At 66.6% G+C, this 9,701-nt stretch carries 3 protein-coding genes and 1 rRNA gene; all 4 read left to right on the top strand.

Annotated features, from left to right (window positions below):
* Positions 1 to 170: 170 nt before the first annotated feature.
* A 5S ribosomal RNA gene (rrf, locus tag BMY03_RS04555) occupies positions 171 to 286 on the top strand.
* A 155-nt stretch (positions 287 to 441) separates the two neighbouring features.
* Complete coding sequence (gene recC, locus BMY03_RS04550) at positions 442 to 3,924, top strand: exodeoxyribonuclease V subunit gamma (RefSeq protein WP_094010348.1); 3,483 nt, start codon at positions 442 to 444, stop codon at positions 3,922 to 3,924.
* Positions 3,921 to 7,592 carry an exodeoxyribonuclease V subunit beta gene (gene recB / locus BMY03_RS04545; RefSeq protein ID WP_094010347.1) on the top strand — a complete coding sequence of 1,224 codons (3,672 nt, stop codon included), beginning with the start codon at positions 3,921 to 3,923 and terminating at the stop codon, positions 7,590 to 7,592. Before recC ends, recB begins: the two co-directional genes overlap by 4 nt.
* Positions 7,589 to 9,664 (top strand): exodeoxyribonuclease V subunit alpha, encoded by a 2,076-nt coding sequence (gene recD, locus BMY03_RS04540; RefSeq protein WP_094010346.1) that lies wholly within the window; start codon positions 7,589 to 7,591, stop codon positions 9,662 to 9,664. Before recB ends, recD begins: the two co-directional genes overlap by 4 nt.
* The last annotated feature ends 37 nt before the right edge of the window (positions 9,665 to 9,701 follow it).

The raw sequence follows: 9,701 nt of genomic DNA, 5'->3' as shown, positions 1-9,701 counted from the left end.
GCTAACCAATACTAATTGCCCGTGAGGCTTGACCATATAACACCCAAGCAATTTGCTCACGCAGATTGCGGTGGTGAAGACGAAACGAACCGAAAGTTCGCGACGAACCACAAAGATCACATATCCGAATTGGCTGGCATGTCTGAAAGGACGTACTGGCAACCGAATTTCTTGACGACCATAGAGCATTGGAACCACCTGATCCCATCCCGAACTCAGCAGTGAAACGATGCATCGCCGATGGTAGTGTGGGGTTTCCCCATGTGAGAGTAGGTCATCGTCAAGATTCATTTCGCAAAACCCCTATCTGCGCGAGCAGGTAGGGGTTTTGTCTTTGTGCCCGGAAAACTCATGGCCTGACCGGGCAGCATCGCGAGCCCCCGCCTGCTGTCTCCGTGATAAGGTTTCCCGTCAGCATCAACCGCATTCCCGAGAGCTCCTATGCCGCAGACCACCTCACTCCACCCAGGTTTCATGATCGTCCAGGGCAATCGCCTGGACGAGCTGCGCAATCTGGTGGTGAGCGTGATGCGCCGCTACCCCCTGGCGCCGCTGGAGAACGAGATTGCGCTGGTACAGAGCAACGGTATCGCCCAATGGCTGAAACTGGCCCTGGCCGAAGACCCGCAAGACGACGATCAGGGCGGTTGCGGCATCGCCGCTGCCATTGATGTGCAGCTCCCGGGCAGCTTCATGTGGCAGCTGTACCGCCGAGTGTTGGGCCGTGATGAAATCCCCGAGGTTTCGCTGCTCGACAAGGCCCCCCTGACCTGGCGCCTGATGCGCCTGCTCCCGGAAGTGATCGAACGCCCGCACTTCGAACCACTGCGCCGCTTCCTCACCGACGACAGCGACCTGCGCAAGCGCTACCAGCTGGCCGAACGGCTCGCCGACCTGTTCGACCAGTACCAGGTCTACCGCGCCGACTGGTTGAAGGACTGGGCAGATGGTGCCCACGTACTCAATACCGCCCGTGGCGAGCGCAAGCCGTTGGCTGCTGGCAATCGCTGGCAGGCCGAGCTGTGGCGGCTCCTGCTCGAGGACGTGGGCGCGGAGGGCATGGCCCAGAGCCGAGCTGGTGTGCACCAGCGCTTCATCGAGCGGATCAACAGCCTGGAGCAGGCGCCCCCAGGGCTGCCCGCGCGGTTGATCGTGTTTGGCATTTCCTCGCTGCCGGCACAGATCCTGGAAGCCTTGGCAGGCCTTGCCCGTTTCAGCCAGGTGCTGCTGTGCGTGCACAACCCCTGTCGTCACCACTGGGGCGATATCGTCGCCGACAAAGACCTGCTGCGGCACCAGTACAAACGCCAGCAACGCAAGCAGGGCATGCCTTTGCAGCTGGACGACGAGCTGCTGCATCAGCATGCCCATCCGCTGTTGGCGGCCTGGGGCAAGCAGGGGCGCGACTATATCAACCTGCTCGACAGCTATGACGACCCTGGCAGCTACCAGAATGTCTTCAGCGAAGGCCGTATCGACCTGTTCAGTGACGCCCAACCCGAGACCCTGCTCAACCAGCTGCAGGACGATATCCTCGAGCTGCGGCCTTTGGCCGAGACGCGTACGCAATGGCCAGCAGTCGATCCGGCCAAGGACCGCTCCGTGCGCTTCCACCTGGCCCATAGCCCGCAGCGCGAAGTCGAGATCCTCCACGACCAGTTACTCGCCCGCTTCAGCGCCGACCCGACGCTGCGCCCCCGCGACGTCATCGTCATGCTGCCGGCCATCGACACCTACGCGCCGCACATCCGTGCAGTGTTCGGCCAGCTCGATCGCAACGACCCGCGCTTTATCCCCTTCACCCTGACCGACCAGGGCCAGCGTGGTCGCGACCCACTGCTCATTGCCCTGGAGCATCTGCTCAAGCTGCCTGACAGCCGCTTTGCCGTCAGTGAAGTGCTCGACCTGCTGGACGTACCGGCCGTGCGCGCCCGTTTCGCCATTCAGGAAGGCGACCTGCCGACGCTGCATCGCTGGATCGAAGGGGCGGGCATCCGCTGGGGGCTAAGTGCCGAACAGCGCGCCAGCCTGGGGCTGCCGGAAGGGCTGGAGCAGAACAGCTGGCGGTTCGGCCTGCGCCGGATGTTGCTGGGGTACGCGGTCGGGGTGGGCGAAGGCTGTGATGGCATCGAGCCTTATGATGAAATTGGCGGCCTCGATGCCGCTTTGATCGGGCCGCTGGTGGCCTTGCTCGATGCCCTGGAGGTCGCTTGCCAGGCCCTGACCCAGCCGGCCTCGGCGCCAGACTGGGGCGCACGGCTGCACGCCCTGCTGCAGATCTTCTTCCTGGCCGAGAACGAACACGACGAGCTGCTCCTGGTGCAACTGCAGGACCTGCGCGACGCCTGGCTGGAGACTTGCGAGGCGGTTGGCCTCCAGGACCTGCTGCCGCTAACGGTGGTGCGCGAGGCCTGGCTGTCGGGGTTGGACCAGGGCAAGTTGTCGCAACGCTTCCTTGCCGGTTCCGTGAACTTCTGCACCCTGATGCCCATGCGCGCCATCCCGTTCCGCGTTGTCTGCCTGCTGGGCATGAACGATGGTGACTATCCTCGCGCCCAGCCGCCCCTGGACTTCGACCTGATGGCCAGCGACTATCGCCCGGGCGACCGCTCCCGACGGGAGGATGACCGTTACCTGTTGCTCGAAGCCCTGCTGTCGGCACGTGACCAGCTCTATGTCAGCTGGGTCGGGCGCAGTATCCGCGACAACAGCGAGCGTCCGGCCTCGGTGCTGATCGGACAACTGCGCGATCACCTGGCTGCCGGCTGGCAGCTCGCCGGGGCCAAGGCCGGGTTGCGCGATGACGCTGGACAGCAGTTGCTGCATGCGTTGACCCAGGAGCATCCGCTGCAGCCGTTCAGCCAGCGCTATTTCCAGAAAGGCAGCCCGCTGTTCAGCTTTGCCCATGAGTGGCTGGCCTTGCATCAGGCCGAGGACGGCGCAGCGACCGCCGCTATCGGGCTGTCGCCCTACGTCAGCGATGAACCGCTGAACCTGGTGCAGCTTCAGGATTTCCTGCGCCACCCGGTACGGCATTTTTTCAGCCAGCGCCTGAAAGTGTTCTTCGAAACGTTGGAAGCGCCGACGCCGGACGAAGAACCCTTTGTCCTCGATGCCCTGCAGCGCTATGGCCTGAGTGAAAGCCTGCTTGGCGCCGCGCTGGCCGACCCCGACAACGCCGAGCGAGCCCTGCAAGCCCAGGCCCGGAGGCTGCAGGCCTGTGGGCTGCTACCGTTGGCCGGGTTCGGTGAGGCCTTGCAGGCGGAACTGATCCAGCCGCTGCCGGACTTGCTGCAACGCCATCGACAATTGCTGCAGCGCTGGCCGACGCTGGTCGAGGGTGCCCTGCCGATTCACTTCGAACAGGGCGCGCAGCGCCTGGAAGGCTGGCTCGGCCGTGTGTACCAGGGCGAAGACCAAAGCCTGCTGAGCATCGCCACTGTGCCCAATACCCTCAGTGCCGGGCGTAACAGCCTGAAATGGCATCGCCTGATTCCGGCCTGGGTCATGCACCTTGCCGCCTGCGCCTCGGGCTATCCGCTGCACAGCGCGTTGGTGGCCAGCGACCTGACCTTGCTGTTGGCACCGCTGCCGCAAGCCGATGCGACGCAGCGCCTGGGCGAGTTGCTGGTGGCACGCCAGGCGGGAATGAACGCGCCCTTGCCCGTCGCGGCCAAGACTGCCTTCGCCTGGCTGGCCCAGGAGGATCCGGACAAGGCGCTGGCTGCAGCAGCCCGGGCCTACGAAGGTGACGGCCAGAACAGCTTTGGCGAGCGCAGCGAGAGCCTGGCCCTGGCCCGTCAATACCGTGACTTCGCCGCACTGGCCCTCGAGGAAACCTTCGAGGGTTGGTGCGAAACCCTGTATCGCCCCTTGTTCGCGGCGCCCTGGCAAACCCTGGGCAACCCGGAGAGCGCCCAATGACCCAAGCCCGCCCCCTGGCGCTGAGCTTTCCTTTGCACGGCAGCCAACTGATCGAGGCCAGCGCCGGCACCGGCAAGACCTTCACTATCTCGGCCCTGTACCTGCGCCTGATCCTTGGGCATGGCGGCGAGCAGGGCTTTGCCCGCGAGCTGCTGCCGCCGCAGATCCTGGTGGTGACCTTCACCGATGCGGCAACCAAGGAACTGCGTGAGCGTATCCGTGCGCGCCTGGCTGAAGCGGCGCGCTTTTTCCGCGGCGAACTCGAGGATGCCGACCCCTTGCTGCACCTGTTGCGCGAGGATTATCCACAGGCGCACTGGCCACGCTGTGCCAACCGCCTGGAAATCGCCGTGCAATGGATGGACGAAGCGGCGGTATCGACCATCCACGGCTGGTGCCAGCGCATGTTGCGTGAGCATGCGTTCGACAGTGGCAGCCTGTTCACCCAGAGCCTGGAAACCGATCACAGCGAGTTGCTGGGCCAGGTCATGCGCGACTACTGGCGGCGCTTCTGCTACGGCATGCGTGGCGAGTCGCTGGCCTGGGTGCGCGGCAACTGGGGCAGCCCCGATGCTTTGTTGCCAAGGATCAGGCCATTGTTCGGCCGCGTCCGAGGCCAGACGGACGATCAGGAGCCGCAAGCCTTGATCGAGGCGACCCTGCGCCAGCGCACCGAGCAACTGGCCCAGCTCAAGGCCCCTTGGGCCGCCTGGGCCGACGAGCTGCAGCAGATCTGCCGCGATGCCGTGGCGGCCAAGCAGGCGGATGGGCGCAAGTTGCAGGCACGCTACTTCGAGCCCTGGTTCGACAAGCTGCGCGCCTGGGCCGGTGATGAGCAGGCCATGGAGCTGGACCTGGGGACCGGTTTTACCCGGCTGACCCCGGCGGGCATGGCCGAGGCGTGGAAGGCCGGCGAGCCACCGCAGCACCCGGCGCTGCACGCCATGGCGGCCCTGCGTGAACAGTTGCAGGGGCTGGCCAGCCCCGATGCGCGCCTGCTGGAGCATGCCGCCGCCTGGGTTTCGGCGCGCTTCGAGGTGGAGAAGCGTCGACGCGCCGAAATGGGCTTCGACGACATGCTGCTGCGCCTTGAGCATGCTCTGGGCAGCGATGCCGGCGAGCGCCTGGCCGCGTTGATCCGCGAGCAGTTCCCGGTCGCGTTGATCGACGAGTTCCAGGACACCGACCCCGTCCAGTACGGCATCTTTGAACGTATCTACCGTATCAGCGAGAACAATCCGGACACCGGCCTGTTCATGATCGGCGACCCCAAGCAGGCGATCTACGCCTTCCGCGGCGCCGACATCTTCACTTACCTGGCCGCGCGCCGCGCCACCGCCGGGCGCCTGCACAGCCTGGACACCAACTACCGCTCAAGCCAAGCCATGGTCGCGGCGGTGAACCGGGTATTCCTCCAGGCCGAGGAGCGTGCCGAGGGCCGTGGGGCATTCCTGTTCCGGGCCCATGGCGACAACCCGCTGCCCTTCGTCGAAGTACGCGCCAAGGGCCGTGGCGAGCAATTGCTGGTGGCCGGGCAGCCGAGCGCGGCCCTCTGTTGCTGGCAGCTGGATAGCGATGAGCCGGTATCCAGTACCTTGTATCGCCAGCAGCTGGCGGCCAGTTGCGCGAGCCATATCGTCGAGCTGCTCAATGGCGGGCAGCAAGGCATCAGTGGTTTCGCCGACGCCGCTGGCAAGCTGCGCCCCTGCCTGCCCTCCGATATCGCCATCCTGGTGCGCGACGGCCGCGAGGCCCAGCTGATCCGCGCCGAGCTGGCCGCCCGCGATGTGCGCAGCGTGTACCTGTCGGACAAGGACTCGGTGTTCGCCGCCCAGGAAGCCCACGACCTGCTGGCCTGGCTCAAGGCCTGCGCCGAACCGGACTCGGAGCGCCTGCTCAAGGCCGCCCTGGCCAGCCTGACCCTCGACCTGCCGCTGGTCGAACTGGAGCGCCTGAACCAGGACGAACGGGTCTGGGAGGGCTGGGTGATGCGTTTTCGCCGCTACCGCGACATCTGGCAACGCCAGGGCGTGCTGCCGATGCTGCGCCGCCTGCTGCATGACTTCCAGCTGCCCCGCGCGTTGATGGGCCGCAGTGACGGCGAACGCGTGCTGACCAACCTGCTGCACCTGGCCGAGCTGTTGCAGCAGGCGGCGGGCGAACTGGATGGCGAGCAAGCGCTGATCCGCCACCTCACCGAGCACCTGGCCAACGCCGGGCAAGCGGGCGAGGAGCAGATCCTGCGCCTGGAAAGCGACGAACAACTGGTCAAGGTGGTGACCATCCACAAGTCCAAGGGCCTGGAATACCCGCTGGTGTACCTGCCGTTCATCTGCACCAGCAAACCGGTGGATGGCCAGCGTCTGCCCCTGGGCTGGCACGATGAGCAAGGCGTGGCGCACCTGACTCTGACGCCGAATGCCGAGCAGATCGAGCGCGCCGACGACGAGCGCCTGGCCGAGGACCTGCGCCTGCTCTACGTCGCCCTGACCCGCGCCCAATACGCCTGCTGGCTGGGCGTCGCCGACCTCAAGCGCGGCACCCAGCGCAGCTCGCAACTGCACCGTTCGGCACTGGGTTACCTGCTCGGCGGCGGGCTGCCATTGCCTGCCTCCAGCCAGCTGGGCGAGTGGCTCCAGGCACTGGCAGCGAGCAACCCGGCCATCAGCCGGGGGGCGCTGCCCGAAGTACAGACACAGAGCTATCGCACGCCGGACAGCCAGCGCGAACTCCTGCCGCCGCGCAAGCCACGGCGCGCCGCCGCGGAACACTGGTGGATTGCCTCCTACAGTGCCCTGCGGGTGGGCGACCAGACGCTGATCGCCGACAGCTCCCAGGCCCAGCAACTGCTGGACGACGAGGTGCTGGACAGCCAGCTGCTGCGCGAGGTCCCGGCCGAGGCGGGCGATATCCACCGCTTCCCCCGTGGGCCGAACCCGGGGACCTTCCTCCATGGCCTGCTCGAATGGGCGGGTCGCGAAGGTTTCGCCGAGATCAGCAGCCAGGCCGAGGTGATCGAGCGCACCGTGGGGCGGCGCTGCAATCGACGCGACTGGACCGGCTGGATCCCCACGCTGACGCAGTGGCTGCAGCAATTGCTGCTGCAACCCATGCCGCTGCAGGGGGCCACCCTTACCCTGGCGCAACTGAACCACTACCAGATCGAAATGGAGTTCTGGTTCGCCAGCCACCAGGTCGACGCCCTGCGCCTCGACTACCAGGTGGCGCGCCATACCCATGCCGGCGCGGCGCGCCCGGCCGCGCAGCCGACCTTGCTCAATGGCATGTTCAAGGGCTTCATCGACCTGGCGTTCGAGCTCGATGGGCGCTACTACGTGGCCGACTACAAGTCCAACTGGCTTGGCCCCGATGCCGAAGCCTATGGCGCCCTGGCAATGGAGCAGGCGATCCTCGAACATCGCTACGACCTGCAGTACGTGCTCTACCTGCTGGCCCTGCATCGCCAGTTGCGCGCCCGCCTGCCTGACTACGACTACGATCGGCATGTCGGTGGCGCGGTGTTCATCTTCCTGCGCGGCGTCACGTCGGCAGGCCACGGGCTGTATCATGCGCGGCCACCCCGGGCGCTGATCGAGCAGCTCGACGCGATGTTCCGGGGTGAGCAAGAACCTGAACAACAGGACCTGTTTGCCGGAGCCGCGCCATGAGCCGCAACCTCGATGACCTGCTGCCCACGCCATTGCAGGCGGAGCATCTGAGCGCCCTGGCGCCGCTGAGCGCCAGCCACGACCTGCTGGCGTTGCTCGATCGCTGGGTCGAGCGCGGGTGGTTGCGTGCCCTGGATCGGGCCTTCGTGAGTTTTCTCGAGGAACGGGCGCCAGGCAGTGACCCGTTGGTGCTGCTGGCCGCGGCGCTGGCCAGCCACCAGCTGGGGCATGGGCATGTCTGTCTGGACCTGCGCCAGACTCTCGCGGAACCAGACTTCGCCCTGTCGCTGCCTCCGGAAGGCGATGCCCTGGCCGGGCCGCTGCTGCTGCCTTCGCAACTGCTGGCCAGCCTTGACCTGGGTACTTGGCTGCAACGGATCGCCGAGAGCTCGCTGGTCGCGGCGGGCGATAGCGTCGAACAGCGCGCCCGGCCACTGGTGCTCAGCGCCGAGCGTTTGTACCTGCGCCGCTACTGGGCTTACGAGCGGCGGATCGACGGCGCCCTGCATGAGCGCCTGGCACGCCGTCAGCCTCAGCCCGCCGATCTGGCCCAGCGCCTGGCGCAGCTGTTCGACGGCGGCTCGGCGGCCGGCGAGGTGGACTGGCAGAAGCTGGCATGCGCCCTGGCCACCCGAGCGGGTTTCAGTGTGATCACCGGCGGCCCCGGCACCGGCAAGACCACCACCGTGGTGCGCCTGCTGGCGTTGTTGCAGGGGCCGGCGGTCGAGCAAGGCCGACCGCTGCGTATCCGCCTGGCGGCACCGACCGGCAAGGCCGCGGCGCGCCTGACCGAGTCCATCGGCCAGCAGGTCGAGCGCCTGCAGGTGGACGTTGAGGTACGGGCGCAGATCCCCACCGAGGTCAGCACCGTGCACCGCCTGCTGGGCAGCCGCCCAGGCTCTCGGCATTTCCGCCATCATGCCGGCAACCCGTTGCCGCTGGACGTGCTGGTGATCGATGAAGCCTCGATGATCGACCTGGAGATGATGGCCAACCTGCTCGATGCCCTGCCGTCCACCGCCCGGCTGGTGCTGCTGGGCGACAAGGACCAACTGGCCTCGGTGGAAGCCGGGGCGGTGCTGGGCGACCTGTGTCGCGACGCCGAGGAAGGCTGCTACTGGCCCCAGACCCTGGCCTGGCTTGAGCAGGTGGGCGGGCAGTCGCTGGCGGGCATTGGCCTGAAACCGGGCGATGGGCAGCGCAATCCGCTGGCCCAGCAGATCGTGATGCTGCGTCATTCGCGGCGTTTCGGCGAAGGCAGCGGCATCGGCCAATTGGCGCGCCTGGTCAATCGCCAGCAGGCGCTGGAGGCGCGGGCGCTGCTGGCGACCCGACCTGCGGACGTTCATTGCCTGACCCTGGGCGGCGAACACGACAAGCGCTTCGATCGCCTGTTGCTCGACGGCCTTGGCCAGGGCGGCGAAGGGCCGCAGGGTTACCGTGGCTACCTGCGCACCATCGGCCGCTTGCGCCCGCCGCCTGGCACGCCGGGCGACGATCCGCGCTGGGAGCGTTGGGCCGCCGAGGTACTGCAGAGCTTCGAAGCCTTCCAGCTGCTTTGCGCCGTGCGCAGGGGCGCCTGGGGTGTCGAAGGCCTGAACGAACGCGTGGCCCGGGTGCTGCACAATGCCGGACTGATCGATAGCCAGCAACCCTGGTACGAGGGCCGCCCGGTACTGGTCACCCGCAATGACTACGGCCTCGGCCTGATGAACGGTGATATCGGCATTGCCCTGCGCCTGCCGGACGAGCAGGGCGAGGCGTTGCTGCGCGTGGCCTTCCCGCGCAACGATGGCAGCGGCGGGGTGCGCTTCGTCCTGCCCAGCCGGCTCAGCGAAGTGGAAACCGTGTTCGCCATGACCGTGCACAAGTCCCAGGGCTCGGAATTCAGCCATACCGCGCTGGTGCTGCCCGATGCCTTGAACCCGGTGCTGACCAAGGAGCTGGTGTACACCGGCATCACCCGCGCCAAGCATTGCTTCAGCCTGATCGAGCCGCGCGCCGGGGTGTTCGAGGAAGCGGTGGAGCGCAAGGTCAGGCGAGTCTCGGGGCTGATGCTGGAGCAAGTCTGACTCTGGAGTTCGCCGCCGATATGCTATCGTTGCGGCA

It is taken from the genome of Pseudomonas soli (assembly GCF_900110655.1).
Classification (GTDB): Bacteria; Pseudomonadota; Gammaproteobacteria; order Pseudomonadales; family Pseudomonadaceae; genus Aquipseudomonas; species Aquipseudomonas soli.
Note: the sequence above shows the minus strand (reverse complement) of the source record. Positions and strands in the feature narration are given on the sequence as shown.

What these genes read in the sequence shown, in the direction of transcription:
- recD (WP_094010346.1), top strand. Translation starts at nt 7,589, where the DNA reads ATGAGCCGCAACCTCGATGACCTGCTGCCCACGCCATTGCAGGCGGAG.
- recC (WP_094010348.1), top strand. Translation starts at nt 442, where the DNA reads ATGCCGCAGACCACCTCACTCCACCCAGGTTTCATGATCGTCCAGGGC.
- recB (WP_094010347.1), top strand. Translation starts at nt 3,921, where the DNA reads ATGACCCAAGCCCGCCCCCTGGCGCTGAGCTTTCCTTTGCACGGCAGC.